Source organism: Streptomyces sp. NPDC044921 (genome assembly GCF_056432865.1).
The window spans coordinates 277,053-302,953 of record NZ_JBWKIF010000003.1 but is presented as its reverse complement, the minus strand read 5'-3'; the positions used below and the strand labels follow the sequence as shown (position 1 = coordinate 302,953).

Annotated in this window: 19 protein-coding genes and 2 pseudogenes; 10 read left to right on the top strand and 11 right to left on the bottom strand. The window is 73.4% G+C overall.

All coding sequences use genetic code 11. From position 1 onward, the window contains the following. Nucleotides 1-45: 45 nt before the first annotated feature. The gene (locus AC07DA_RS06470; RefSeq protein WP_479125147.1) at nt 46-177 is read right to left on the bottom strand and encodes a hypothetical protein; all 132 of its coding nucleotides are present in this window, start codon (nt 175-177) and stop codon (nt 46-48) included. Nucleotides 178-431: 254 nt separating this feature from the next. After that, on the bottom strand, nt 432-965 hold the full coding sequence (locus AC07DA_RS06465) for a GNAT family N-acetyltransferase (RefSeq protein WP_479125146.1): 534 nt from the start codon (nt 963-965) through the stop codon (nt 432-434). Nucleotides 966-1,077: 112 nt separating this feature from the next. Between AC07DA_RS06465 and AC07DA_RS06460 the strand changes: the two are divergent. Then, nucleotides 1,078-1,317 (top strand): annotated as a pseudogene (locus AC07DA_RS06460) (alcohol dehydrogenase catalytic domain-containing protein); the annotation flags it as partial. 346 nt (nt 1,318-1,663) lie between these two features. After that, nucleotides 1,664-1,990 (top strand): zinc-binding dehydrogenase, encoded by a 327-nt coding sequence (locus AC07DA_RS06455; RefSeq protein ID WP_479125145.1) that lies wholly within the window; start codon nt 1,664-1,666, stop codon nt 1,988-1,990. 56 nt (nt 1,991-2,046) lie between these two features. On the opposite strand, the gene pruA is transcribed toward AC07DA_RS06455, so the two are convergent. Next, complete coding sequence (pruA, locus tag AC07DA_RS06450) at nt 2,047-3,678, bottom strand: L-glutamate gamma-semialdehyde dehydrogenase (protein ID WP_479125143.1); 1,632 nt, start codon at nt 3,676-3,678, stop codon at nt 2,047-2,049. A gap of 46 nt (nt 3,679-3,724) precedes the next feature. After that, the gene (locus tag AC07DA_RS06445) at nt 3,725-4,651 is read right to left on the bottom strand and encodes a proline dehydrogenase family protein (protein ID WP_479125141.1); all 927 of its coding nucleotides are present in this window, start codon (nt 4,649-4,651) and stop codon (nt 3,725-3,727) included. A gap of 152 nt (nt 4,652-4,803) precedes the next feature. On the opposite strand from AC07DA_RS06445, the gene AC07DA_RS06440 reads away from it, so the two are divergent. From AC07DA_RS06440 to AC07DA_RS06415, 6 genes are all read left to right on the top strand, one after another. Then, nucleotides 4,804-6,225: a PucR family transcriptional regulator gene (locus tag AC07DA_RS06440; RefSeq protein ID WP_479125139.1), complete on the top strand. Its 1,422-nt coding sequence runs from the start codon at nt 4,804-4,806 to the stop codon at nt 6,223-6,225. A gap of 102 nt (nt 6,226-6,327) precedes the next feature. Next, complete coding sequence (locus AC07DA_RS06435) at nt 6,328-7,629, top strand: vanadium-dependent haloperoxidase (RefSeq protein WP_479125137.1); 1,302 nt, start codon at nt 6,328-6,330, stop codon at nt 7,627-7,629. Nucleotides 7,630-7,754: 125 nt separating this feature from the next. Then, complete coding sequence (locus AC07DA_RS06430; RefSeq protein WP_479125135.1) at nt 7,755-9,248, top strand: ABC transporter substrate-binding protein; 1,494 nt, start codon at nt 7,755-7,757, stop codon at nt 9,246-9,248. Next, entirely contained in the window at nt 9,245-11,008 is a 1,764-nt protein-coding gene (locus tag AC07DA_RS06425) for an ABC transporter permease subunit (RefSeq protein WP_479125134.1), read from the top strand. The genes AC07DA_RS06430 and AC07DA_RS06425 overlap by 4 nt, the downstream gene beginning before the upstream one ends. Then, nucleotides 10,998-11,966: an ABC transporter ATP-binding protein gene (locus AC07DA_RS06420; RefSeq protein ID WP_479125132.1), complete on the top strand. Its 969-nt coding sequence runs from the start codon at nt 10,998-11,000 to the stop codon at nt 11,964-11,966. The genes AC07DA_RS06425 and AC07DA_RS06420 overlap by 11 nt, the downstream gene beginning before the upstream one ends. After that, on the top strand, nt 11,963-12,655 hold the full coding sequence (locus AC07DA_RS06415; RefSeq protein WP_479125130.1) for an ATP-binding cassette domain-containing protein: 693 nt from the start codon (nt 11,963-11,965) through the stop codon (nt 12,653-12,655). The genes AC07DA_RS06420 and AC07DA_RS06415 overlap by 4 nt, the downstream gene beginning before the upstream one ends. On the opposite strand, the gene AC07DA_RS06410 is transcribed toward AC07DA_RS06415, so the two are convergent. Then, nucleotides 12,630-13,208 (bottom strand): TetR/AcrR family transcriptional regulator, encoded by a 579-nt coding sequence (locus AC07DA_RS06410; RefSeq protein WP_479125128.1) that lies wholly within the window; start codon nt 13,206-13,208, stop codon nt 12,630-12,632. The two genes, AC07DA_RS06415 and AC07DA_RS06410, sit on opposite strands and share 26 nt — an antisense overlap. A gap of 85 nt (nt 13,209-13,293) precedes the next feature. Between AC07DA_RS06410 and AC07DA_RS06405 the strand changes: the two are divergent. After that, nucleotides 13,294-14,850: pseudogene (locus AC07DA_RS06405) on the top strand (MFS transporter). Nucleotides 14,851-14,863: 13 nt separating this feature from the next. On the opposite strand, the gene serA reads toward AC07DA_RS06405, so the two are convergent. The 6 genes from serA to AC07DA_RS06375 all read right to left on the bottom strand — a co-directional run bounded on the left by serA (nt 14,864) and on the right by AC07DA_RS06375 (nt 24,806). Beyond that, a complete protein-coding gene (serA, locus tag AC07DA_RS06400) occupies nt 14,864-16,453 on the bottom strand; it encodes a phosphoglycerate dehydrogenase (RefSeq protein ID WP_479125127.1) in 1,590 nt (529 codons plus the stop codon). Between the two features lie 220 nt (nt 16,454-16,673). Then, nucleotides 16,674-17,672 carry a ketol-acid reductoisomerase gene (gene ilvC / locus AC07DA_RS06395; RefSeq protein WP_311685529.1) on the bottom strand — a complete coding sequence of 333 codons (999 nt, stop codon included), beginning with the start codon at nt 17,670-17,672 and terminating at the stop codon, nt 16,674-16,676. 122 nt (nt 17,673-17,794) lie between these two features. Next, nucleotides 17,795-18,319: an acetolactate synthase small subunit gene (gene ilvN / locus AC07DA_RS06390; protein WP_010048631.1), complete on the bottom strand. Its 525-nt coding sequence runs from the start codon at nt 18,317-18,319 to the stop codon at nt 17,795-17,797. 21 nt (nt 18,320-18,340) lie between these two features. Beyond that, nucleotides 18,341-20,185, bottom strand: coding sequence for an acetolactate synthase large subunit (locus AC07DA_RS06385; protein WP_479125124.1), 1,845 nt, complete (start codon nt 20,183-20,185; stop codon nt 18,341-18,343). A gap of 230 nt (nt 20,186-20,415) precedes the next feature. Next, on the bottom strand, nt 20,416-23,430 hold the full coding sequence (locus AC07DA_RS06380) for a putative bifunctional diguanylate cyclase/phosphodiesterase (RefSeq protein WP_479125122.1): 3,015 nt from the start codon (nt 23,428-23,430) through the stop codon (nt 20,416-20,418). Nucleotides 23,431-23,855: 425 nt separating this feature from the next. After that, nucleotides 23,856-24,806 carry a 2-hydroxyacid dehydrogenase gene (locus AC07DA_RS06375; protein WP_479125120.1) on the bottom strand — a complete coding sequence of 317 codons (951 nt, stop codon included), beginning with the start codon at nt 24,804-24,806 and terminating at the stop codon, nt 23,856-23,858. Nucleotides 24,807-24,883: 77 nt separating this feature from the next. Here AC07DA_RS06375 and AC07DA_RS06370 point away from each other — a divergent pair, with 77 nt between their 5' ends. Further along, complete coding sequence (locus AC07DA_RS06370) at nt 24,884-25,882, top strand: aldo/keto reductase (RefSeq protein WP_479125119.1); 999 nt, start codon at nt 24,884-24,886, stop codon at nt 25,880-25,882. Nucleotides 25,883-25,901: the final 19 nt, after the last annotated feature.

The window sequence follows — 25,901 nt, the reverse complement described above, 5'->3', positions numbered from 1 at the left end:
GCGCCGCACCCCGTCGGGCGCGGCTCCCGGTCGGGGTGGTGCGGCTCAGTGGCCGGTGGATCCGCCGTTGTCCCTGCGGTCCAGGGCGCGCTGCAGCGCGGCGGCGGCGTTCTTGCGGTCGGACTCGGTGGCACGGGAAGCGTGACGGACTCGGCGGCGGACGGTCGTCTCGGCCATGGGAGATCGGCTCCTTCGACAGCACGTGGAGTGCAAGGGGAGGGGTGGTTTCGAGACGCCGGAAGGGGCGGGGAGCGGTGCCGCAGGGATTGCCTGCACGGGGCCCGGCTCACGACCGCCATTCGCTTGGTCGAGCGAGACGTTCGGCTCCTACAAAGCTAAGGGAGGCCGGAGCGTCTGTCTCCACAATTACTCGGACTTCCTACTATCTGAGACGGTGGAGTGGCTCACACCGCGCTGAGCTGCGGTGATTCCTAGAGCACGTCCCCATCGCGCCAGTCGAAGAGCAGTTCCTCGCCGGGGTCCGCCGCGAGAGCGGGCCACAGGTAGGTGCTGCCCTCCTCGTCCGGGAGGTGGACGCCGCCGTCCGGGCCAAGGGCGTGGATCCGTCCGGGCCAGGCCCGCCAGCCACGGGCGGTGTACAGCGCGGCGCCGTAGTCGCTCGCGGACAGGGCCCCGACGTCGTAGGCGCGCAGGACGATCTCCTCCAGGGCCCCCATGACCGCGCCGCCGAGCCCCCGGCGCCGCACGTCGCGGCGGACGGCGACGCCCTCCACGTAGCCGACGCGCAGCCAGCGCCCCCGGTACCGGGCCCGCCGCAGGACCACCGCCCCGTGGGCGGCGAGCCCGTGCCCGTCGTGCAGCAGGGCGTGCATGCCGCCCAGGGTGTGGTCCCAGTCGTCGTCGCCGAAGTCGCCGTCGAACGCGTCGTGCAGCAGGCCCCGCACGGCGGACAGTTCCGCCGGGGTGAGCCGGGCGGTGTGGTCGGTGCGCACACGGGTGGTCATCGCCCCAGTATGCGGACCGGGGCGGGTCGCTCTCGACCGGTTCGCCGCGCACGAGGGAAGGGTCCGGCACCGGGAGGGAGACCCGATGACGACGGCGGAGCCGCGCGCCTAGGTGATCACCCAGCACCGCTTCGGCGGGCCGGAGGTCCTGGAGGCCGAGGAACGGCCGCGGCCGGTGCCCGGGTCCGGGGAGATCCTCCTGCGGGTGCACGTGAGCGAGGCCGGCCCGGCGGGCGGCCTGGCCCGTTCCGGCGTCGTCGCGCTGTCCGGGGAGCCCCCGTTCACGCTGGGCCGGGACGTGTGCGGGGAGGTCGGGGAGGTGGGGCCGGGGGTCACGCGGTTCCGCCCCGGGGACGAGGTGTTCGGCCGGATCGACGGCGGCGGACACGCCACGCACGTCACCGCGCCCGAGGGCCACTTCGCGGCCGAGCCCGCCGGACTCGACCACGTCACGCGGGCGCCGCCCCGACGGCGGCGCCCACCGCCTGGCGCGCCCTGGCCGACTTGGCGCGCGTCGGCCCGGGCAGCCGGGTGCTGGTCCGGGCGGCGGCCGGCGGGGCCGGGCACGTGGCGGTGCAACCGGCCGCGGCGGAGGGCGCGGACGTCGTCGGCGTCGCCCGCGCCGGGGACCACGACTTCCCGCGCGAGCTCGGCGCCGGTGAAGCCGTCGACGACACGGCCGGCGCCTCGCCGAGTCCGTGCACGGCGTCGACGCCGCCCTCGACCTGGTCGGCGACGACGCGCCGGTCGTCCTGGACACGCTGCGCCCCGACGGCATCCCGCTCTCCACCGTCCCCGCCGACCCGGGCCTGTCCCCCGAGGACGTGGAGGCCCGGGGCCTGCGTTTCGCGCTCGTCCCCGACGCCCCGTCGGGGGCGCTGCTGGAGCGGACCGCCCCGCTGCCGGCCGACCGCCGGATCCGGGTCCACGTGGCGGCGGCCCTGCCGCTGCCGGAGGCCCCCGCGGCCCATGAACGGGCCGCGGGGGGCACCCGGGGCGGGATCGTCCTGGTGCCGGATCCCTGATCCCGGGCAAGCCGCGGGGCCGGGCCGTGGCGGCCCGGCCCCGCGTGCGCACGGGCTCAGCCCATGTGCGGGTAGGTGTAGTCCGTCGGCGGGACCAGCGTCTCCTTGATGGCGCGGGTCAGGGTCCAGCGCATCAGGTTCTGCGGGGCACCGGCCTTGTCGTTGGTGCCGGAGGCGCGGCCGCCGCCGAAGGGCTGCTGGCCGACGACGGCGCCGGTGGACTTGTCGTTGATGTAGAAGTTGCCGGCCGCGTAGCGCAGCTTGTTCGCCGTGTAGGCGGCGGCCGCGCGGTCGTTGGCGATGACCGAGCCGGTCAGGGCGTAGTCGGAGACGGCCTCCATCTGGGTGAGCATCTCGTCGTACTTGTCGTCCTCGTAGACGTGCACGGCGAGGATCGGGCCGAAGTACTCGGTGCGGAAGACCTCGTTGCCGGGGTCGGTGCACTCGATGACGGTCGGGCGGACGAAGTACCCCTCGGAGTCGTCGTAGGTGCCGCCCGCGACGATCGTGCAGGAGGCGTCCTCCTTGGCCCGGTCGATGGCGGCCTTGTTCTTGGCGAAGGCGCGCTCGTCGATGACGGCGCCGATGAAGTTCGACAGGTCGGTGACGTCACCCATCTTGATGCCGTCGACCTCGGCGGCGAACTCCTCCTTGAAGCCGGAGTTCCAGATCGAGGCGGGGATGTAGGCCCGGGAGGTGGCGCTGCACTTCTGGCCCTGGTACTCGAAGGCACCGCGGGTCAGCGCGGTCTTCAGGACCGCCCGGTCGGCCGACGGGTGGGCGACGAGGAAGTCCTTGCCGCCGGTCTCGCCGACGAGGCGCGGGTAGCCGCGGTACTTCTCGATGTTGGCGCCGACCGTCTTCCACAGGTACTGGAAGGTCTTGGTCGAGCCGGTGAAGTGGATGCCGGCCAGCTCGCGGTGCTCCAGGGCGACCTTGGAGACCTCGATGCCGTCGCCGGTGACCAGGTTGATGACGCCCTTGGGCAGACCGGCCTCCTCCAGCAGCTGCATCAGCAGCACGGCGGCGTGGGTCTGCGTCGGGGACGGCTTCCAGACCACGACGTTGCCCATCAGGGCCGGGGCGGTCGGCAGGTTGCCGGCGATGGCGGTGAAGTTGAAGGGCGTGATCGCGTAGACGAAGCCCTCCAGCGGGCGGTGGTCCAGGCGGTTCCACACGCCCGGGGCGTTGGCCGGGGGCTGCTCGGCGAGCAGCGCGCGGGCGTAGGAGACGTTGAAGCGCCAGAAGTCGACCAGCTCGCAGGGCGTGTCGATCTCGGCCTGCTGGGCGGTCTTGGACTGGCCGAGCATGGTGGAGGCGGCGAGCGTCTCGCGCCAGGGACCGGCCAGCAGCTCGGCGGCGCGCAGGATGATCGCCGCGCGGTCGTCGAAGGACATGGCGCGCCAGGCGGGCGCGGCGGCCAGGGCCGCGTCGATGGCGTCCCGGGCGTCGGCCTGCGTGGCGTTGCGGTACGTGCCGAGCACAGCCCGGTGGTTGTGCGGCTGGACGACCTGGAAGGCCTCGCCGCCGCCCATCCGCTTCTCGCCGCCGATGGTGCAGGGCAGGTCGATCGGGTTGTCGGCCAGCTCCTTCAGCTTGGCCTCCAGCCGGGCCCGCTCGGGCGAGCCGGGGGCGTAGCCGTGCACCGGCTCGTTGACGGGGGTGGGGACCTGGGTCACAGCGTCCATGGGTTCCGTAACTCCTTACTGAGCGGTGATGCGGGCGGTTGCGAGCTCAGCCCTTGCTGACCATCGAGCGGACGAAGAACCGCAGGTTGGCGGGCTTCTCCGCGAGACGGCGCATGAAGTAGCCGTACCAGTCGGTGCCGTACGCGGTGTAGACGCGCATCCGGTGGCCCTCGGCGGCCAGCCGCAGGTGTTCCTCGGTGCGGATGCCGTAGAGCATCTGGAACTCGTACTCGTCGAGCTTGCGTCCGGCCTGGTGGGCCAGTTCCTGGGCGATGGCGATCAGGCGCGGGTCGTGGGAGCCGATCATCGGGTACCCCTCCCCCCGCATCAACGTCCGGAGGATGCGAACGTATGCCCGATCGATGGCGTGCCTGTCCTGGTACGCGACGGAGGCCGGTTCCTTGTACGCGCCCTTGACCAGGCGGACCCGGCTGCCGCTCGCGGCGAGGCGGCGGGCGTCGTCCTCGGTGCGGAACAGGTAGGCCTGGATGACGCAGCCGGTCTGCGGGAAGTCCTTCCGCAGCTCCTCGTGGATGGCGAACATCGAGTCGAGGGTGGTGTGGTCCTCGGCGTCGAGCGTGACCGTGGTGCCGATCTCGGCGGCGGCCTCGACGACGGGGCGGACGTTCTTCAGGGCCAGTTCGTGGCCGTCCTCCAGCGCCTGCCCGAACATCGACAGCTTCACCGACATCTCGGCACGGGTGCCGAGCTCCAGCGGCTTGAGGCGGTCGATCAGCTCCAGGTAGGCGTCCCGGGCGGCGGCCGCCTGCGCCGGGCTGGTGATGTCCTCGCCGACGACGTCCATCGTGAGCTCCAGGCCCTGCCCGGCGAGGTCCCGGATGACGGGGACGATGTCGTCGACGTCCTCCCCCGGGATGAACCGGTCGACGACCTGCTTGGTCACCGGAGCCGCCGAGATCAGACGTCGCATCCGGTCGCTGCGGGACGCGGCGAGAATCACGGGACCCAGCACGGGGCACCTCCAGGGCACAAGCGACGTGAGGGCCGTATCCCTGGCGGATGTTGCCTCGGGTACGGCACGGAGAACCACCGTGAAACTTAAGGATCCCCCCGATCGTCGGCCATCGACAGCTGTCACGCATCCGTGCCGCAGATCTCAGACAGATGTATGACGGTGCCCCGCTGGTGGGGGACAATGCCCGCGTGACGCCGGAACACAGGGGTGACTACGAGGAGCTGGTCGACGAGATCTCGGAGCTGCTCGGCGCGCCCGCGACGCTGGAGAACCGCGACTTCGAGCTGATCGCCTTCGGGGCGTACGACAGCGAGGGCGACCTCGACCCGTCGGCCCTGGACCCCGTGCGCACGCGGTCGATCCTCACCCGCCGCTCCACCGCGGCGGTCCGGGCCTGGTTCGAGGGGTTCGGCATCACGCGCGCGACGGGCCCGGTCCGCATCCCGCCGACACCCGAGGCCGGGGTGTACCGGGGCCGGATCTGCCTGCCGGTCCGCCACCGGGGCGTGGTGCACGGCTACGTCTGGCTGCTGGACGACGATCCCGGCCCGAGCGAGCGGCAGCTGTCGGCCGCCATGGGGGTGACGGCCCGGATCGGTGCCCTGCTCGCCGACGAGGCCCAGCACGGCGCCGACCTCAGCCGTGAACTGAGAGCGGTGCTCACCGCGGAGCGGGACTGGCAGCGCGACATGGCCGTCGCGGAGCTGCGCACGGCCCTCGGCCCGCGGGCGGACGCCCCGCACACCGTGGTGTGCGTCGCGCCGTGGCCCTCGGCCGACCCCGACGACGCGCCCTCGGTGCGCACCATGCCGGGCGCGGCGGCCCTGTGCACGCTGCCGTGGGGGGCGGCGGACCAGTGCGTGGCGGTACTGGTCCGTCTGCGCTCGGCGGACGTCCTGACCCCGGCGACGACGGCGGCGAACCGCCTGCTGGAACGGGCCCGCGGCGGCCTCGGCCCGGGCGGCCCCGCGCGGCCCGGCCACCACGGGCGCCCCGCGGCGGGCGGGCCCGTGAACCCCGCGGCGGGCTCGCGGGGAGCGGGCGGACCGGCTCCACCGGCCGGCTCGGGCTCACGGGGATCGGGCGGGCCCGGGTCCGCCGCGGCAGGCGCCGGACCGGGTGGGGCGGGCGGGCCGGTCGCCGGTGTCGCCACCGCCGGTCCCGGACTCGCCGGGCTGGGAGCCGCCTGGCGGGAGGCGTCGGCGGCCGCCCGTGCCGCGCTCGCGGAGCCCCGGCTGGGGCCGGTCGCCGAGTGGGCGGCGATCGGGCCGTTCCGGCTGCTCACCGCGCTGCCGCCGGACGTGGCCCGCGACCCCGCCGTACGGACGCTCCTCGCCCCCGTCCACCGGGAACTCGCCCGTACCGCCGAGGTCTACCTCGACTGCGCCGGGCAGGCCGCCCGGGCCGCCGCCGAACTCGGCATCCACCGCCAGACCCTGTACTACCGCCTGTCCCGGATCGAGAAGCTGACCGGCCTGGACCTGGACGACGGCGAGGACCGGCTGCTGCTGCACATGGCGCTGAAGGGAGCCCGGCTCTTCCCCGGTGAGGCCACGGGGCCGTCCGGGTGAGACCCGTCGCCCGGACGGGCGGTTCGCGCGACGCACCCGTGCCGTCGCCCACCCCGCACGGTCACGGTTCTCCCGGTGTGCCATCGACTGGGAGGAGCTCACGTGCGCAACCGACGCGCCCGGTCCGCGACGACGACGGTGGTGGCGGGGCTGGCCTGCGGGGTGCTGGCCCTCGCGCTGCCGGGCCCGCACGCGAGCGCCGGAGCGGGCCCCGAGGGCCCGGACGCCCACCGCCACGAGCGGAGCGCCGCGGTCGTCCTCGACTGGGTGCGCACGGCCGACGCCGTCATCGACGCCGAGGCCCGCCCGGGCCCGGCCGAGACCTTCGTCTGGCAGGCGTACGTCTCCACAGCCGTCTACAACGCGGTCGTCGGCGTCGAGGGCCGCTTCATGCCCTACAAGTGGGACGGGCGGGCACCCCGTACGGCCTCCTCCGCGGCGGCGGCCGCCGCCGCGGCGCACCGGATGCTGCGCCACCACTTCCCCGGTGCCGCGCCCCGGCTGGACGCCGCACTGGCCCGGACCCTCGCGGCGATCCCCGACGGCGGGGCGGAGGACGACGGCGTGGCGTTCGGCCGGCGCGCCGCCGCCCACGTCATCGCCCTGCGCCGGGACGACGGCCGGGGCGCGCCGGTGTCCTTCCCCGCGCACCCCCGCCCCGGCGTCTGGCGGCCCACCCCGCCCGGGCACGAGCCGTTCGCCGGCGCCTGGCTCGGCAGGATGCGCCCGTTGCTGCTGGACTCCCCCGGCCGCTTCCGCCCCGGCCCGCCGCCCCCGCTGCGCTCGGCCCGCTACGCCAGGGACCTCCACGAGCTGGCGACGCACGGAGGACGGACCGGCTCGCTCCGCACCCCCGAGCAGACCGACACCGCACGGTACTTCGTCGCCCTCGATCTGCAGGGGGCACTGGGCGACCACGCCACCCGGCACGGCTTCGACATCGCCGAGACGGCGCGTCTGTACGCGGCGGCCAACACGGTCCAGGCGGACGCCGTCATCACCGCCTGGGACGCCAAGCTCCACTACGGCACCTGGCGGCCCGTCACCGCACTCCGCGAGGCGGACACCGACGGCAATCCGGCGACCCGGCCGGACCGCGACTGGGAACCGCTGCTCACCACGCCGGCACACCCCGACTACCTCAGCGGCCACGCCACCATGGGCGGGGCGCTGATGCGCATGCTGACCGGGATCCTCGGCACCTCCCGCGTCGACCTGCGCATCCCCTCGGCCACCACCGGAGCGACCCGTCACTACCGCCACGCCCAGGCGTACGTGCGGGACGTCGTCGACGCCCGTGTCTGGGGCGGGATCCACACCCGGACGGCCGACGAGACGGGCAGCGCCACCGGCCGCCGGCTCGCCGAGTGGGCGCTGCGCAGGTACTTCCGCCCGGTTCCCTGACCCAGGTCGGCGTCGGGACCGCGGCGATCAGGGACACGATTCTGAAAACGATTGTCATCGTGTTACGGTCGTGACGCATTCAACCATTGACCTTCCCTTGACCTTGCCTTGACCGAGGTGTCCCCGTGCGCGTCCCCGTCCGCCCCCTTCCCCTCGTCGCCCTCACCGCGGCCTCGGCCCTGATCACCGGCTGCTTCTCCGGCGGGCAGCCGGGCACGGACGACTCCGGGACGGGGGGCGGGCGCATACGCGTCGCGATGATGCAGCCACCGCGCTCGGGGCTGTCCCCGCTGTCGGACGACGCCTTCAAGCTGTCGCGCTGGTCGACGGCGGAGACGCTGGTGAAGCTGGACGCGGACGGCGACGCCCGGCCGGCCCTGGCCACCAGGTGGGTGCAGTCCGGCCGCAGCTGGACCTTCACCCTGCGCGAGGGCGTCACCTTCCACGACGGCACGAAGCTCACCGCCGAAACCGTCGTCAACTCCCTCACCAGGGCGGCAGCGGCCTCCCCCAAGCCCCGCATCCTGGACGGCGTGGACCTGACCGCGAAGGCCGACGGCGGCAAGGTCACCGTCACCACGGCCGCCGAGGACCCCCTGGTCCCGCAGCGGCTCAGCTCCCCGCAGCTGTCGGTCCTGGCCGCGAAGGCCTACCGGGGGAAGACCGTGAACCCGGTCGGCGCGGGCACCGGCCCCTTCGAGCTGACGAAGGTCGAGGGCACCTCCTCCGCCTCGCTCGACCGCTACGACGGCTACTGGGGGAAGAAGGCCAAGGCCCCCGGCATCGACGTCCGGTTCGTGCCGGACGGCACCGCCCGCGCCGCCGCCCTGCGCAGCGGCGAGGCCGACATCGTCGAGGCGGTGCCGGTGTCGCAGGCCGCCGTCCTCGACCAGGACCTGATCACCGAGGTCCCGATGCCGCGCACCAACACCCTGTACCTCAACACCCGCAAGGGCGCCTTCAAGGACCCCGCGCTGCGGGCGGCGGCCCGCGAGGCGATCGACGCCGCGTCCATCGTGAAGGGCGTGTACGAGGGGCGCGCCGACGTGGCCGAGGGGCTGCTCGGACCGGCCCTGCCGTGGGCGGCCGACCTGCGCGAGCCGGTGCGGCGGGCCGAGGCCGGGGACCCGGCCGGCCGGACCATCACGATCGGCACCTTCACCGACCGCGCCGAGCTGCCCGAGGTCGCCGCCGCGCTGCAACAGCAGCTCCAGAAGGCCGGGTTCAAGGTCAGGCTCGACGTGCGCGAGTACGCCAACATCGAGTCCGACGCGCTGGCGGGCCGGTTCGACGCGTTCGTCCTCTCCCGCGCGACGGTCCTGGACTCGGGCGATCCGGCCGCCTACCTCTACAGCGACTTCGCCTCCGACGGCTCCTTCAACATCTCCCAGCTCGCGGACCCGGCCGTGGACAAGGCCCTGCGCGCGGCCGGCGAGACGCCGACCGGTGAGGCCCGGCGCAAGGCGGTCGTCGCCGCCGAGGCGGCCGTGATCGGCACGGACGCGGCCGTGCCCATGCTGCACGAGCGCGTGATCCAGGGCGACGCGGCCGGCGTGACCGGCGCCGCCCACGACCCGCGCGAGCGGGAACTGGTCACGGCGGACACCTACGTCAAGTGAGGCCCCGCACACGGCGGCCGGCCGGCGCCGCCGCGCTGACCCGCCTGCTCTGCCTGGCCGCCGTGGTGGCCGCCGTCGGCCTGCTGCCGTGGCTGTCCGGCCGGGACCCGGCCCTGGCCGTGCTGCGGGCCCGCTCCGCCGAGCAGGACCCGACCCGGGAAGCCCTCGACTCCGTACGGCGGGACCTGGGCCTGGACGCCGGCCCCCTGTCCCTGCTGGGCGGCTGGGCCGCGGACCTGCTGCGCGGTGACCTCGGCACGTCCTGGGTGTCGGGCACCGAGGTGCTGCCCTCGGTGGTCTCCGGGCTCCAGGTGTCACTGGCGCTGATGGGTGCCGCGCTGGCCGTGGCGCTGCTGCTGGCCTGCGCCCTGGTGGCGCCCGTGCTGGTGCGGGGCCGGGCGTCGGCGGGGGCGTGGGCCGCGATGCTGGCCGCCGTGCCCGAGTTCCTGCTGGCCACGGTGGTCCTGCTGGTGTTCGGGGTGTGGCTGGGGTGGCTGCCGACGTCGGGCTGGGCGGGTCCGCAGAACATGGTCCTGCCCGCCGTGGCCCTCGGCGTCCCGGCGGGCGGGCTGCTCGGCCGGCTGGTCGCGGACGCGCTGCCCGCCGTGCTCGACGAGCGGTGGGTGGAGCTGTGGCGGGGCGCCGGGGTGAGCCGGGCACGGATCGCGGGGGCGGCGCTGCGGCGTGCCCTGCCGCCGCTGGTCCCGCAGTTCGGGATGGTCGCCGTGGGGCTCACCGGCGGCGCGGTCGCCGTGGAGACGGTCTTCGCCGTGCCGGGCATCGGCCGTACCGCCCTGGGTGCGGCCAAGTCGCAGGACCTGCCGCTGCTCCAGGGCGCGGTGCTCGCGCTGCTGGCGCTCGGCCTGGTCACGGGCGCGCTCGCGGCGCTCGCCCGGCGGCGGCTGCTGGGCCCGGCCCTGCGGGACGCCTCGCTGGCCCTGCCGCCGGCCCGGCCGGTGCGTGCCCGTCCCGCGATCCCGCTCTCGCTGTTCGCCGTCCTCGCCGTGACCATCGGCTGGGGCCTGCTGCGCGACCCGTACGCCGTGAACACCGCGGCCCGGCTGGCGGCGCCCTCCTGGGCGCACCCCCTCGGCACCGACGGCCTCGGCCGTGACGTCCTCGCCCGGCTCGGTCACGGCGCCGCCGCCACGGTCGGCACGGCGGCGGCGGTCTGCCTGCTGAGCCTGCTGGTCGCGCTCGCGCTGGGCTTCCTGCCCCGGATCGCGGAGGGCGCGGCGGACATCGCCAACGCCCTGCCCCCGGTGATCGTCGGCATCCTGGTCGCGGCGGCCGTCGGCCCCGGCACCGGCGGCGCGGCCCTCGCGGTCGCGCTGATCTCCTGGCCCGCCCTGTCCGCGCACGCGGCGGCCCTGGTGCGGGAGGTGCGCGCCTCGGCGTTCCTGGCCGCCCAACGGGCCATCGGCGCCGGGCCGTGGTGGATCCTCACCCGGCACGTGCTGCCGTCGGTGGCGGGCCCCGTCGCCCGCCACGCCCTGCTGCGCCTGCCCGGCATCGCCCTGGCCCTGGCCTCGCTGGGCTTCCTCGGCCTGGGCTCGCAGCCGCCCGCCCCCGAGTGGGGCCTGCTGCTCGACGAGTCCCGCGCCTACGTGGAACGCGCCCCGTGGGCGGCCCTCGCCCCGGCGGTGGCGCTGGCCCTGCTGGCGGGGCTCGCGGTGTCGGGCGCGGCGCTCACCCGGGGCCGCCGGGTACGGCGTCCCACCCCGGCTCCGGCCCGGAAGGAGCACCCCGTTGGAGTCTGAAGTCCTGCTGTCGGTACGGGCGCTGCGGATCGCCTTCGACGGGGCCGAGGCCGTGCGCGGCCTGTCCTTCGACGTCCGCGCGCGGGAAGTCCTGGCGATCGTCGGCGAGTCGGGAGCGGGCAAGTCCCTCACCGCCCGCGCGCTCCTGGGCATGCTGCCGCGCGACGCGGTCGTGAGCGGCACGATCAGCCCGGACCTCACGGCCCACCGCGGCCGCCGCATCGCCCTGGTGCCGCAGGACGCCCTGTCCGCCCTGTCCCCGGTGCACCCGGTCGGCGACCAACTGGCCGCCGCCGTCCGGTCGGTGGCCGGGGTGTCCCGCAAGGAGGCCCGGGCCCGGGCGGTCGCGGCCCTGGACCGCGTCGGCATCCCGGACGCGGCGCGCAGGGCGCGGGCCCACCCGCACGAGTACTCCGGCGGCATGCGCCAGCGCGCGGTGATCGCCATGGCGACGATCAACGAACCGGACGTGCTCGTCGCCGACGAGCCCACCACGGCCCTCGACGAGGAGCGCCGCGACCAGGTGCTGCGGCTGCTCGCCGAGCAGCGCGCGGCGGTCGGCGCCGCGCTGGTCCTGGTCACGCACGACATGGAGGCCGTGCGCGGCCACGCGGACCGGGTGCTGGTCATGTACGCCGGGCGCGTCGCCGAACTCGGCCCGGCCGACGAGGTACTGGCCCGCCCCCGGGCCCCCTACACGGCCGGGCTGCTGGCGTCGCTCCCGCAGCACGCGCCCCCGGGCCGCCGTCTGCCCACCCTGCGCGGCACCCCGCCCGCCCCGGGCGCGCTCCCACCGGGCTGCGCCTTCGCCCCGCGCTGCCCCCTCGCGGCCGGGTCCTGCCACACGGTGGAGCCCGAGCCCGAGCCGGCCGCGGGCCGCCTGATCGCCTGCCACCGCTGGGAGGAACTCCCCCACCCGGCGGCCGCGTTGTTCTCCGAGGAGTGGCGGCCCGCATGAGTGATTCCCTGCTCGACGTCCGCGACCTGGTCGTCCGCCACGGCCGGGTGACCGCCGTGGACGGCGTCTCCTTCTCCCTGGACGCCGGCGAGACCCTCGCGCTGAACGGCCCGTCCGGTTGCGGCAAGTCCTCCACGGCCCTGGCGGTGCTCCAGCTGCGCCGCCCGGACGGCGGCCGGGTGCGGTTCGAGGGACGGGAGCTGACCACCCTCCCGGAACGGCGGCTGCGCCCGCTGCGGCCCCGCATGCAGCCCGTCTTCCAGGACCCGTACGGCTCGCTCAGTCCCCGCCACCGCATCCGGGACGCCGTCGCCGAGCCGCTGAGGGTGCAGGGCCGCTGGGATCCCGCGGCGGGCCCGGCCCGCGTCGCCGAACTCCTCGACCGGGTCGGCCTCGATCCCGCCCACGGCGACCGCCGGCCGCACGAGCTGTCCGGCGGCCAGTGCCAGCGCGCCGGCATCGCCCGCGCCCTGGCCTCCGATCCGAGGCTCCTGGTGCTCGACGAGCCGGTGTCCTCCCTGGACCCGTCGGTCCGCGCGGGCGTGCTGAACCTGCTCGCCGGCCTCCAGGACGACCTGGGTCTCGGCTACCTGTTCATCTGCCACGACCGCGCGGTCGTCCGCCACATGGCGGACCGGGTGATCGAGATGCGCGAGGGGCGGATCATCTCCGGGCGGCCGCCTCGATGACCTGGCGCAGCCCTTCGGCGAGCTGACCGGCCTCGGGCGCGTTCTTCGGGTCGAAGGTCCACTGCGCCATGAGGCCCATCATCAGTGTCAGGTAGAAGTACCCGAGGGTGTCCACCCGCTCCTCCGGCACGTCGTCCTCGTGGCCGCCGTGGAAGAGCGTGACGATGCCGCGCGCCCCCTCCCGCTGGGCGCGCGCGAGGTGCTCCCGCACCTCCGGCAGCTGGTCGCCCATGGCCACGATCTCCATGCTGAGCCGCCACAGCGAGCCGGGCTCCCGCATGGTGGCGATGATGTTCGTCCACACCTCGGCGAACCGCTCCAGCGACCCCGGCTCGCCCCGCAGCTCCCCACCGCCCTCGAAGGCGGCGGACATCCCCTCGACCAGCTCGACGTACGCCTGGGCGAGCAGCGCGTCCTTCGAGCCGTAGTGGTAGCCGATCGACGCCAGGTTGGTCCCCGACTCCTTGACGATGTCGCGCGCGGTGGTGCGCAGGAAGCCCTTGGCCAGCAGGCAGCGCTGGGCGCCTTCGAGCAGATCCTCACGGTGTCCCATGCCGGCCACCCTACTCCCGCATCCAGACAGTCGTCTTAAACAGACGTACTAGACAGCTGTTTAAGACGTCCGTACAGTCCTGCCCATGACGACGACCCCGTCCCCTCCCGCCCTCGCCGGCCGCCGCGAATGGACCGCGCTGGGCGTGCTGATGCTCCCGCTGCTCCTGGTCTCCATGGACGTCTCCGTGCTGTACTTCGCGGTCCCGGAGATCAGCGCCGACCTGGCACCCTCCGGCACCCAGCAGCTGTGGATCTTCGACATCTACGCCTTCGTCCTGGCCGGTCTGCTGATGACGATGGGCGCGCTCGGCGACCGGATCGGCCGGCGCAGGCTCCTGCTGATCGGCGCGGCCGCCTTCGGAGCCGCCTCCCTGGCCGCGGCCTACGCCCACAGCGCCGAGGCCCTGATCACGGCCCGCGCCGCCCTGGGCATCGGCGGCGCCACGCTGATGCCCTCCACCCTGGCGCTGGTCCGCACGATGTTCGCCGACCCCGCTCAGCGCGCGAAGGCCATCGCCCTGTGGTCCGGCGTGATGACCGGCGGCGTCGCGCTCGGCTCGGTGATGAGCGGCGTGCTCGTCGAGTGGTTCTGGTGAGGCTCGGTGTTCCTGGTCAACCTGCCCGCGATGGCCCTGCTGCTGGTCCTCGGCCCGCTGCTGCTCCCCGAGTCGCGCGACCCCGCCCCGGGCCGTTTCGACTGGCTGAGCGTGCCGCTGTCGATGGCGGCGGTGCTCCCGGTGATCTACGGTCTGAAGGAGATCACGGCCGGGGGCTGGAACGTCCGGTACGTCGTCTCCATCACCGTCGGCCTGCTCTTCGCGGCCCTCTTCGTCCACCGGCAGCGCACCGCGGCCTCACCCATGATCCCGCCGGTCCTCTTCCGCGGCCGGGGCTTCGGGCCCGCCGTGGTGCTCAATCTGCTCTCGCTGTTCGCGATGATGGGCTCGGCGTTCTTCACCACCCAGTACATCCAGTCGGTGCTCGGCAAGAGCGCGCTGGAGGCCTCGCTGTGGGCCCTGCTCCCGTCCGTGCCGATCGGCATGGCCGCCCCCGTCACGGCCCAGTTGGTGCGCAAGGGCCTGTCCCGCCTCGCGGTCGTCACGGGAGGTTTCGTGATCTCGGCGAGCGGATACGTCCTGCTAACCCTCGCCGGGCCGCGGTCCATGGCGGTGGTGCTGACGGCCTGCGGGGTCCTGGCCTTCGGCATCGTGACGGTCACGACCCAGGTCATGGACCTGGCCCTGGGCACGGCCCCGGTGGAACGGGCGGCCACGGCCTCGTCCCTGATGGAGACCGGCGCGGAGTTCGGCGGTGCCCTCGGCATGGCGGTCCTGGGCTCGATCGGGACGGCGGTCTACCGCCACGAGATGCCCGGCTCCGCCCCGGCGCCCGCCCGCGAGACGCTGGGCGGCGCGCTGGCCGTGGCCGATCAGCTGCCGGGGCGCGCGGGGGACGCCCTGGCGGCGACGGCCCGGGCGGCCTTCACCAGCGGGATGAACGGGGCGGCGCTCGCGGGGGCGGCGGTGCTGCTGGGCGCGGCGGTGTTCGCGGCGCTCACGCTCCGGCGGGTGCCCGGCTTCCAGGGGCCGGGCACGCCGAACGCCGGACGGGCCGAGTCGCTCAGCCCGTCCGGCGTCTGAGGGAGGGACGGGGTCAGGCCAGATTCACCGAGCGGGCGGAGGTGGCGCCGATCTCCGCGGCCAGCTCGGCCAGCACCGAGGGGGTCACCGTGTCGTCCACGGTGAGGACGGCCAGCGCCTCGCCGCCGGCGACGGCACGCGAGACCTGCATACCGGCGATGTTGATGCCCGCCTCGCCGAGGATGCGGCCGACCGTGCCGACGACACCCGGCCGGTCCTCGTAGCGCAGCACCACCATGTGGTCGGCGAGCGCGAGATCCACGTCGTAGTCCCCGACGGCGACGATCTTCTGGAGGTGCTTCGGGCCGGCCAGCGTGCCGGAGACCGACACCTCCTCGCCGTCGGCGAGCGTGCCGCGCACCGTGACGACGTTGCGGTGCTCGCTCGCCTCCGAGCTGGTGGTCAGCCGCACCTCGACGCCGCGCTCCTGCGCGAACAGCGGGGCGTTGACGTACGACACCGTCTCGTCGACGACGTCCTCGAAGACGCCCTTGAGGGCGGACAGCTCCAGCACCTTCACGTCGTGCTGGGTGATCTCGCCGTACACCTCGACGTCCAGGCGGACCGCGACCTCGCCGGCGAGCGCGGTGAAGATCCGGCCCAGGCGCTCGGCGAGCGGCAGGCCCGGCTTGACGTCCTCGGCGATGACACCGCCCTGCACGTTCACCGCGTCCGGCACCAGCTCGCCGGCGAGGGCGAGACGCACCGAGCGGGCGACGGCGATACCGGCCTTCTCCTGCGCCTCGTCGGTGGAGGCACCGAGGTGCGGGGTGGCGACGACCTGGTCGAACTCGAACAGCGGGGAGTCCGTGCAGGGCTCCTTCGCGTACACGTCGAGACCGGCGCCGGCGACCCGGCCCTCCTTCAGCGCCGAGTACAGCGCCTCCTCGTCGACGATGCCGCCGCGCGCGGCGTTGACGATGCGCACGCTGGGCTTGACCTTGCGCAGCGCCTCGTCGCCGATCAGGCCGAGGGTCTCGGGCGTCTTGGGCAGGTGGACGGTGATGAAGTCGGAGACCTCCAGCAGCTCGTCCAGCGACAGCACCTTCACGCCCATCTGCGCGGCCCGGGCGGGCTGCACGTACGGGTCGTACGCGACGACCTTCATGCCGAAGGCGGACATGCGCTGCGCGACGAGCGCGCCGATGCGGCCGAGGCCGACGACGCCGAGGGTCTTCTCGGCCAGCTCGACACCCGTGTACTTGCTGCGCTTCCACTCGCCGTTCTTCAGCGCGGCGTTGGCCTGCGGGATGTTGCGGGCGGTGGCGAGGAGCAGACCGCAGGCCAGCTCGGCGGCGGTCACGATGTTCGACGTGGGGGCGTTGACGACCATCACGCCGGCCTTGGTGGCGGCGGAGACGTCCACGTTGTCCAGGCCGACGCCGGCTCGTGCGACGACCTTGAGCTTCTTCGCGGCGGCGATCGCCTCGGCGTCGACCTTGGTGGCCGAACGGATCAGGATCGCGTCCACGTCGGCGATGGCGGGGAGCAGCTCGGCTCGGTCCGCGCCGTTGCAGTGCCGGATCTCGAAGTCCGGGCCCAGGGCGTCGACGGTGGCGGGCGACAGCTCTTCAGCGATGAGTACGACGGGTTTCGAGCTCACGTGAGTCCTCACAAGTCCAGTGCTGCGGACGGCCGTCCCGACGGCCGCAGGCGGTGGAGGGGTGCTTGCCGCGTGGAAGACGCACGACGCTGTGGGCCTGACGCGTATATATGCAGCAGTGTAGTGGTGCGACAGGGGGCGCCCGACGCCTTGGCGGAAGGATCACCCGGACGGGAAAGGGCCCGGCCGCGGCGTCGCTGCCGCGGCCGGGCCCCAGGGCTCACGCCTCCTCGTCGACCCAGCTCATGAGCTTGCGCAGCTCCTTGCCGGTGGTCTCCAGCAGGTGCTCGGAGTCCTGCTTCTTGTACTCGTTGTACTTCTTCAGACCGCCGTGGTACTCGTCCATCCAGTTCTTGGCGAACGTGCCGTCCTGGATCTCGGCGAGGACCTTCTTCATCTCGGCCTTGGTGGCGTCCGTGATGATGCGCGGGCCGGTGACGTAGTCGCCCCACTCGGCGGTCTCGGAGATCGACCAGCGCATCTTCTCCAGGCCGCCCTCGTACATGAGGTCCACGATCAGCTTCAGCTCGTGCAGGCACTCGAAGTAGGCGATCTCCGGCTGGTAGCCGGCCTCGGTCAGCGTCTCGAAGCCCGCCTTGACCAGCGCCGCGGTGCCACCGCACAGGACGGCCTGCTCACCGAACAGGTCGGTCTCGGTCTCCTCGGTGAAGGTCGTCTTGATCACGCCGGCGCGGGTGCCGCCGATGCCCTTGGCGTAGGACAGGGCCAGCTGGAAGCCGTTGCCCGTGGCGTCCTGCTCGACGGCGGCGATGCACGGAACGCCGCGGCCCTCCTCGTACTGGCGGCGGACCAGGTGGCCCGGGCCCTTCGGGGCGACCATGCAGACGTCCACGCCGGCCGGGGGCTTGATGAAGCCGTAGCGGATGTTCAGGCCGTGGCCGAAGAACAGGGCGTCGCCGTCGTTCAGGTTCGGGGCGATGTGCTCCTCGTAGACCTGGGCCTGGATCGGGTCCGGGACGAGGATCATGATGACGTCGGCCTCGGCGGCGGCCTCCGACGGGCTCACCACGCGCAGGCCCTGCTCCTCGGCCTTGGCCTTGGACTTGGAGCCCTCGTGCAGACCGACGCGGACGTCGACACCCGAGTCACGCAGGGACAGCGCGTGGGCGTGGCCCTGGCTGCCGTACCCGATGACCGCGACCTTGCGGCCCTGGATGATGGACAGGTCGGCGTCGGCGTCGTAGAACAGCTCGGCCACTTTGGGTTCTCTCCTCGGGAGTGCAGGTGTTGCGTCCCACCGTATGACGGGGGGCGGAAGGGAAGTCTGAGGGTCTCGGAATACGGGCGGCCGGCGGCGGCGCCGACCGCCCGTTTCGCGTCTTACGCCGACCGGTCCAGGGCGCGCAGCGACCGGTCCGTGATGGAACGGGCACCGCGTCCGATCGCGATCGTGCCGGACTGGACGAGCTCCTTGATGCCGTACGGCTCCAGCATCTTGAGCATCGCGGAGAGCTTCTCGCCGGATCCGGTGGCCTCGATGGTGACGGCCTCCGGGGAGACGTCGACGGTCTTGGCGCGGAACAGCTGGACGATCTCGACGATCTGGGAGCGCGTCTCGTTGTCGGCGCGCACCTTCACCAGGACGAGTTCGCGCTGGACGGCCTGCGACGGCTCCAGTTCGACGATCTTCAGCACGTTGACGAGCTTGTTGAGCTGCTTGGTGACCTGCTCCAGCGGCAGGTCCTCCACGCCCACGACGATGGTGATGCGGGAGATGTCGGGGTGCTCGGTGACACCGACGGCGAGCGAGTCGATGTTGAAGCCGCGGCGGGAGAAGAGGGCGGCGATCCGGGCCAGGATGCCGGGGGTGTTCTCCACCAGGACGGAGAGCGTGTGCTTGGACATGGTCTGCTTCCTTCAGGGCTCTCAGTCGTCTTCGTTGTCGCCGAAGTCGGGGCGGACGTCCCGGGCGGCCATGATCTCGTCGTTGGAGGTGCCGGCGGCGACCATCGGCCAGACCATGGCGTCCTCGTGGACGATGAAGTCCACGACGACGGGACGGTCGTTGATGGCGTTCGCCTCCTCGATGACCTTGTCGAGGTCGTCCGGGGACTCGCAGCGGATGGCGTGGCAGCCCATGGCCTCCGACAGCTTCACGAAGTCGGGGACGCGGGTGCCGCGGGCCTGCGGGTTGACGTCGTCCGGGCCGGAGTGCAGGACGGTGTTGGAGTACCGCTGGTTGTAGAAGAGGGTCTGCCACTGGCGGACCATCCCGAGGGCGCCGTTGTTGATGACGGCGACCTTGATCGGGATGTTGTTCAGGGCGCAGGTGGTGAGTTCCTGGTTGGTCATCTGGAAGCAGCCGTCGCCGTCGATGGCCCAGACGGCCCGGTCGGGTGCCCCGGCCTTGGCGCCCATGGCGGCCGGGACGGCGTAGCCCATCGTTCCGGCGCCGCCGGAGTTGAGCCAGGTGCCGGGCTTGTCGTACTCGATGAAGTGGGCGGCCCACATCTGGTGCTGGCCGACGCCCGCCGCGAAGATCGTGCCCTCGGGGGCGAGCTGCCCGATGCGCTCGATGACCGCCTGCGGGGAGAGCGAGCCGTCGCCGGGCTGGTCGTAGCCGAGCGGGTAGGTCTCGCGCCAGCGGTTCAGGTCGTTCCACCACATGGTGTAGTCGCCCTGGTGACCCTCGCTGTGCTCCTTCTGCACGGCCTGGATCAGGTCGGCGATGACCTCGCGGGCGTCGCCCACGATCGGCACGTCGGCGGCGCGGTTCTTGCCGATCTCCGCCGGGTCGATGTCCGCGTGGACGATCTTGGCCAGGGGTGCGAAGCTGTCCAGCTTGCCGGTGACGCGGTCGTCGAAGCGGGCGCCGAGGGCGACGATCAGGTCGGCCTTCTGCAGGGCGGTGACGGCGGCGACCGAGCCGTGCATGCCGGGCATGCCCAGGTGCTGCGGGTGCTTGTCGGGGAACGCGCCGAGTGCCATCAGCGTGGTGGTGACGGGCGCGCCGGTCAGCTCGGCGAGGACCTTCAGCTCGGCGGTGGCCCGGGCCTTGAGCACCCCGCCGCCGACGTACAGCACGGGCCGGCGGGCCTGGGTGATCAGCTTGGCGGCCTCGCGGATCTGCTTGGCGTGCGGCTTGGTCACCGGGCGGTAGCCGGGCAGGTCCATGGTGGGCGGCCAGGAGAAGGTCGTCTTCGCCTGGAGGGCGTCCTTGGCGATGTCGACCAGGACCGGGCCGGGGCGGCCGGTGGAGGCGATGTGGAACGCCTGCGCGATGATCCGCGGGATGTCCTCGGCCTTGGTGACGAGGAAGTTGTGCTTGGTGATCGGCATGGTGATGCCGACGATGTCCGCCTCCTGGAAGGCGTCCGTGCCGATCGCCTTGGACGCCACCTGGCCGGTGATCGCGACCAGCGGCACGGAGTCCATGTGCGCGTCGGCGATCGGGGTGACCAGGTTGGTGGCGCCGGGGCCCGAGGTGGCCATGCAGACGCCGACCTTGCCGGTGGCCTGCGCGTAGCCGGTGGCGGCGTGTCCGGCGCCCTGCTCGTGGCGGACCAGGACGTGGCGCACCCTGGTGGAGTCCATCAGCGGGTCGTAGGCCGGGAGGATCGCACCGCCGGGAATGCCGAATACCGTGTCGGCGCCGACCTCCTCGAGAGAGCGGATGAGGGACTGCGCGCCCGTCACCTGCTCGGGGGCGGAGTGTCCTCCGGATCGGGGCCGGGGCTGCGGGTGGTGGGCCCCGGTGGCCTGCTCGGTCATCGGCATTCTCTTCTCAGATGCTGAGGGTTTTTGCGAGGTTCGTTCGGTTTTCGACTGCTGCACGGAGGGCGCCTGTGCAACAAAAAACCCCTCGTGCCATAAGGCAAGCGAGGGGAGCGCGCCGGGTGGGGTCGCTGAGCGGTCGAGGCTCAGCGTCAGCCGACGCGCTTTCCAAGTACGAGAATTCGGGTGCGCATGGCACAGACCCTCCCCCCGGCACGCACTCACTGTCAAGTGGGTGGGACGGGAGTCTCATTATGTGAGCGGAGGGCCGTACCGCCTCCGATGACGGCGGACACGTTCGCGCTGTACACCCGCCCGGCGCCGCCCGCCAGTGCCGGTTCGCCCGGTGCGTGCGGAAGCGGGTAGTGACCGCCCGCGAGCGCCCGGCGCAGCCGGTACTCGTCCAGCGGCCCGGAGAACGCCATGCCCTGCCCGTGCGTGCAGCCCATCGCCCGCAGGGCGACGACCTGCTCGGGCAGGTCGACCCCCTCGGCCACGGACTGCAGCCCGAGGTCGCCGGCGATGCGCAGCAGCCCGCTGGTGATCTTGTGCAGACGGGCGGACTCCACGACACCGTCGACCAGACCGCGGTCGAGCTTCAGGATGTCGACGGGGAGCCGCCGCAGGGCCGTGATCGCCGCACAGCCGCTGCCGAACCCGTCGAGCGCGATCCGTACGCCGACCCGCCGCAGGGCGCCCAGGCGCCGCTCCAGCTCGTCCAGCGGGACCCTCGGGTCGGCGTCGGACAGCTCGATGACAAGCGAGCCGGACGGCAGCCCGTGCCGGGTCAGCAGCGCCTCGATCGAGCCGAGCGGCAGGGACTTGTCCAGCAGCCGGCGGGCGCTCATCCGGACCACGACCGGCACGGACAGCCCGGTCGCGTGCCGCTCGGCGGCCTGCTCGACGGCCTCCTCGATCATCCAGCGGCCCAGCTCCGCGGTCTTGTCGCTGTCCTCGGCCACGCGCAGGAACTCCGCCGGGGTGAACAGGACCCCCTGGGAGGAGCGCCAGCGCGCCTGCGCGGACACCGACGTGATCCGGCCGTCCTCCAGGCACACCACCGGCTGGTGCAGCAGGGCGAACTCGCCGTCGTGCAGGGCGGCGCGCAGCCGGGTGGCCAGCTCCGCCTTGCGGACGACGTCCTGCTGCATCTGCGGCTTGTACAGCTCGACGCGGCCCTTGCCGCCGGCCTTGGCCCGGTACATCGCCAGGTCCGCGTTGCGCAGCAGCTCGCCCGCGCCGAGGCCCGGTTCCGCGAAGGCCACGCCGATGGAGGCGTTGACGCGGACATCGTTGCCGTCGATCAGGTAGGGCTGGGACAGCGTGGTCCGCAGGCGGTCGGCGAGCTCGACGATGTGCCGCTCGCGGGCCTGCCGGTCGCGGGTGTTGTCCCCGACGATGAGGGCCGCGAACTCGTCCCCGCCGAGCCGTGCGGCGGTGTCGCCCTGGCGGACCGAGTCCTGCAGCCTGCGGGCGGCCTGGACGAGCAGTTCGTCCCCGGCCTGGTGGCCGATGGTGTCGTTGACGGCCTTGAAGCCGTCGAGGTCGATGAAGAGCACGGCCGTGTTCCGCAGGGCCAGGCCCCGGTCCGAGGCGCGGCGGCCGGACAGCGCGTGCTGGACGCGCTTGGTGAACAGGGCGCGGTTGGGCAGGTCCGTGAGCGGGTCGTGCTCGGCGTTGTGCTGCAACTGCGCCTGCAGCCGGACCCGTTCGGTCACGTCCCTGCTGTTGAAGATGAGGCCGCCGTGGTGGCGGTTGACGGTCGACTCGACGTTCAGCCAGCCGCCGTCGCCGGAGCGGAAGCGGCACTCGATGCGCGTGGTGGGTTCCTCGACCGGGTTGGCGGCGAGGAACCTGCGCACCTCGTGCACGACGCAGCCGAGGTCCTCCGGGTGGATGAGTTGGGCCAGTTCCGTACCCACCAGCTCCTCCGCCGGGCGGCCGTAGACGCCGGCGGCGGCCGGTGAGACGTACCTGAGGACACCGCTGGGTGCGGCGATCATGATGACGTCGCTGGAGCCCTGGACCAGGGAGCGGAAGTGGTTCTCCTTCTGGGCCAGTTCCTGGGTGAGGGTGATGTTGTCGAGCAGCATGATGCCCTGGCGCACGACCAGCGCGAGCACGACCGTCCCCCCGGTCAGCAGGACCACGCGGTCGACGCTGCGGCCGTTGAGGACGTTGTACAGGATCCCCAGGGTGCACACGGCGGCGGCGAGATAGGGCGTGAGGGCGGCGAGGGAGCCGGCGATGGGCCGGGCGGCCGGGTAGCGGCTGTGCTCCGCTCCGGGCAGGCCCGGAAGGTGATGGGGTCCGCTGCGCTGTCCCGGCACGTGCTCGTGCACCACGCGGGTGTGTCCCGCGCCGCCGTGCCGGTCGGGGCCGTGGCGCTCGCCCTCCGCGGTGCGGGGCGCGGCCCAGGGGGCGTAGGCCAGGAGCAGCGAGCCCGCGAACCAGCCCGCGTCGAGCAGCTGCCCGGAGCGGTAGTCGTGGTGCATCAGCGGCGAGGTGAACAGGGCGTCGCACATCACGGTCAGCGCGAGGGCGCCGATGGCGGTGTTGACCGCGGAGCGGTTCACCGCGGACCGCCGGAAGTGCAGCGCGAGGACCATGCTGACCAGCGCGATGTCCAGCAGCGGGTAGGCCAGCGACAGCGCGGTGTGCGCCACGCTCGGCCCTTCGGACTTCGCGGCCTGGGCGAGGGCGAGGCTCCAGGCCAGCGTCAGCAGCGAGCCGCCGATCAGCCAGGCGTCCAGCCCCAGGCAGACCCAGCCGGCCTTGGTCACCGGCCGCTTGGCGAGCACCAGCAGCCCGACGATCGCCGGCGGCGCGAAGCACAGGAAGAACAGGTCGGCGTAGCTGGGGCTGGGCACGGGCAGTCCCAGGACCACCTCGTACCACCCCCAGACCAGATTGCCCAGCGACGCCATGGCCGAGGAGAGGCCGAACAGCAGCCAGGCGGATCGAAAGCGGGTGCGGCGGCTGCGGGCGTAGAGGAAGCACGACACGGAGGCGGTGGCCGCCGCGGCGCTCAGTCCGAAGTCGCCCATGATCAGGGCCATGTCGTGCGAGCCCCAGCCGAACGCGGCACCGACGGCGTATCCCGCGCAGACCAGGGCCAGGACGAGTTGGAGGGCGAGGCCCGGCCGGGGGCCGGGGGCCTGCGTCCGGGGCGGCAGCGCGCTCGGGGCCGGAGGCTGTGCCCGCAGCGCTCCGTCCAGCGTGGTGGTCGGGGGCGCGCTCACCGGATCCTCCCGGTCCGCGTCGCTCCCGGGTCCCGCGGGCGCCGGTGGACCGGCTGGGCCTGCCTCCTGCGGCTGCCGGGCCTGCGGCGGTGATGGCTGTGATCGGTGTGCTGGTCGCTGTGCTGGGTGCGGTGGCCGCCGTGATCGGCGCACCGGCCGCGTCTGCCCGCGGCCGTCCGCCAGGGTCGCCGCCGGCAGCCCCGCCCCGTCGGATCGCTCGTCCATAGGCCGTGCATCGCCTGTCGCCCCCCTCACAGTCCTGCAACGTCCGTCCCCGGCGCCGAACGTGCCCCGGCGCAGCCCCTGTCGGGACGATACACCAGTCTCGTCACTCAGGGACATAGGTTCTCTACTCTCCGTGACGATCAACAGATATATGAGTACCCACCGCGCCCGGGAGATTGCGGACGGTACCCGAAGGTCGGTCAGCCGGTGGGTGCACCCGTCGTAAGGATCACGTTGCGGAGCGGCTCCCGGTTCACATAACGGTTCAACTGGTCCACCAGGAGCCGCCTGGCGCGCGGGAGGAACGCGGAGGTGGGCCCGCCGGCATGAGGGCTGATCAGTACCCCCGGCGCACGCCACAGGGGGTGTTCACGCGGCAGGGGCTCGGGGTCGGTGACGTCGAGGGCGGCGGTGAGGCGGCCGCTCTCCACTTCCGCGAGCAGGGCCTTGGTGTCGACGACGGGGCCGCGGGCCACGTTGACCAGCAGCGCGCCGTCCTTCATCCGGGACAGGAAGTCGGCTCCGGCCAGGCCGCGGGTGGCTTCCGTGAGCGGGGTCGACAAGATCACGACGTCCGCCGAGGGAAGCAGCGCGGGGAGTTCGGTGAGCGGATGCACCGGCCCGCGCGCCGTGGTGCGCTCGGAGCGCGCGACGCGCGCCACCCGCGCCGGCTCGAACGGAACGAGCCGGTCCTCGATGGCGGAACCGATCGATCCGTATCCGACGATGAGCACGTCCTTGTCGGCCAGCGCGGGCCGGAAGCCGCCCAGCCACTCCCCTCGCTCCTGGGCGCGCACGAAGTCGGGGATCCCGCGCAGCGAGGCCAGGATCAGCGCGAGGGTGAGCTCGGCGGTACTGGCCTCGTGGACCCCGCGCGCGTTGCACAGCCGCACCCCGGGACGCAGCTGTCCCAGGCCCGGCTCGACGTGGTCGATCCCGGCGGAGAGGGTCTGCACGACCTCGAGCCGGCTCATCCGCGCCAGGGGACGTACGCACAGCGGGCTGGGCTTCATGTAGGGGACGACGTAGAAGGCGCAGTCGGCCGGGTCGGCGGGGAAGTCCTGCGCGCCGTCCCAGAAGCGGTAGTCCGGCCCCTCGGGGAGTCCCTCGATCTCGTCCGGCGGGATGGGCAGCCACACGTCAGCAGTCATGCTCTGGAGGCTATGTCAGGAGCGCGCCACGGCAGAGGTTAGGTTGGGGTGGCCGGAACAGGGAGGGTCACGACCAGGTGGAGCGCAGGACGATCGGCGCGGGCGCACTCGCGGTGGGGGCCGTCGGACTCGGGTGCATGCCGATGAGCTGGGCCTACAGCACCTCGCGCCAGCGCGGCGAGGAGTCGCTCAGGGCGGTGCACCGGGCGCTGGACCTGGGCGCGTCCCTGCTGGACACGGCCGACATGTACGGGCCGTTCACCAACGAGCTGCTGGTGGGGCGGGCGTTGAAGGAGCGGCGCTCGGACGCCTTCGTGTCGACGAAGGTCGGGCTGCTCGTGGGCGACCAGCACATCGTCGCCAACGGCCGCCCCGGGTACGTGAAGCGGGCCTGTGACGCCTCGCTGCGGCGCCTGCAGACGGACGTCATCGACCTCTACCAGCTGCACCGGGCCGACCCGGAGGTGCCCGTCGAGGAGACCTGGGGCGCGATGGCGGAGCTCGTGCGGGCCGGGAAGGTGCGGGCGCTGGGGCTGTGCGCGGTGGGCGCCCGGTCCTCGCGCCGCGGCCGGTCCGGGCTGCACGACGCGACGATCCGGCAGCTGGAGCGGGTGCAGCAGGTCTTCCCGGTGAGCGCGGTGGAGGCGGAGCTGTCGGTGTGGTCGCCGGAGGCGCTGGAGACCCTGCTGCCGTGGTGCGAGACCCGGGGCGTCGGCTTCCTCGCCGCGATGCCGCTGGGCAACGGCTTCCTGACCGGGCGGCTGCGGCCCGGCGCGGGCTTCGAGGCGGACGACCTGCGCGCCCGGCACCCCCGCTTCACGGCCGAGATGATGGCCGCGAACCAGCCGATCGTCGCGGGCCTGCGCCGCGTCGCCCGACGCCACGGCGGTGGCGTCACGCCCGGCCAGGTCGCCCTGGCGTGGGTACTCGCCCAGGGCCGGCACGTGGTGCCGGTCCCGGGGACGAAGCAGGAGCGCTGGGTCACGGAGAACGCGGCGGCGGCGGGGCTGCGGCTGGGTCCCGAGGATCTCAGGGAGGTCGCGCAGCTGCCCCAGGCCCAGGGGTCGTGGGACTGAGGCCCGGGCCGGGCCTGGC